The 1,188-nt window shown below is 73.2% G+C and carries 2 protein-coding genes and 1 pseudogene; all 3 read right to left on the minus strand.

Going from position 1 to position 1,188, the window contains the following annotated elements:
* Window positions 1–171 (minus strand): dihydropteroate synthase (locus G6031_RS11365; RefSeq protein ID WP_182653320.1); only part of this gene is annotated, 171 nt, incomplete at its 3' end.
* Between the two features lie 59 nt (window positions 172–230).
* Window positions 231–854, minus strand: a complete 624-nt coding sequence (gene folE, locus G6031_RS11370) for a GTP cyclohydrolase I FolE (protein ID WP_179524473.1) — start codon at window positions 852–854, stop codon at window positions 231–233.
* A gap of 33 nt (window positions 855–887) precedes the next feature.
* Window positions 888–1,188, minus strand: a pseudogene (locus tag G6031_RS11375) (cell division protein FtsH); the annotation flags it as partial.

The raw sequence follows: 1,188 nt of genomic DNA on the forward strand, positions 1-1,188 counted from the left end.
CTCGTCGGTCCGATCGACCCGGATCGCGCCCGGCCTCGTGGACTCCCCGCCGACGTCGAGGAGGTCGGCGCCCTCGGAGACCAGACGACGCGCATGGGCGAGGGCCGCCTCGGGGGCGAGGTGCCGCCCACCGTCGGAGAAGGAGTCCTCCGTGACGTTGACGATGCCCATCACCGCGCAGCGGCCCGGGCGCGGCAGTACGGACGGGCGCGGCGGGGCGGCCGGGTGGCTCACGTACCCCGGAGGAGGCCGAGGGCCTCCGCCCTGGTGGAGGCGTTGGACCGCATGCTGCCCCGGACCGCGGAGGTGGTGGTCACGGAACCGGCTTTGCGGATCCCCCGCATGCTCATGCACAGGTGTTCGCACTCGATCACCACGAGGACGCCGGTGGGCTGGAGCCTGTCCACCAGGGCGTCGGCGACCTGGCCGGTCAGGCGTTCCTGGACCTGAGGGCGCTTGGCGTAGAGGTCCACGAGTCGCGCGAGCTTGCTCAGCCCGGTCACGGCACCGGATCGCCCCGGGATGTATCCGATGTGGGCCACCCCGTGGAACGGCACCAGGTGGTGCTCGCAGGTCGAGTAGATGGGGATGTCGCGCACCAGCACCAGTTCGCGGTGATCCTCGTCGAAGGTCTTGGACAACACGTCCGCGGGGTCGGTGTACAGCCCCGCGAACACCTCCCGGTAGGCGCGGGCGACGCGGGCAGGGGTGTCCAGGAGTCCCTCGCGCTCCGGGTCCTCACCCACGGCGATCAGGAGTTCCCGGACCGCGGCCTCGGCGCGTTCGGCGTCGAACACGCGGTCGGTGGACCTCGACCGGGCGTCGGCCGCGGGGATGTGGTCAGGGGTTGTCATCAGTCCTCTTCTCGCACGACACCGACCGGGAGGTCAGTCGTCACGTTCCCACGGGGCACGCCACCCGGGTTCCTTGTCCTCGCGTCGCCGCGACCCGCTCCGACGCCCGTCACCGTCGACCGCCGACCACGCCCGGGTCGACCGATCGGACGGCGTGGCGTCCCGGTCCCCCGGGCTGCCGGGCTCCTCGACCGTGGTCTCGGGGTCGGCGGGGGCGGCCGGGAGACGGGTGGTCTCGGACTCGCTCGGACCATACGTCCTGTCCAGGGGACGGTCCACGCCGGGTCCCTGGCCGCCGCCCCGTCCCGGGTCCGGTGCCCGGCCCGGACCCGGC

Source organism: Dietzia sp. CQ4, assembly GCF_014145125.1.
Lineage (GTDB): Bacteria > Actinomycetota > Actinomycetes > Mycobacteriales > Mycobacteriaceae > Dietzia > Dietzia natronolimnaea.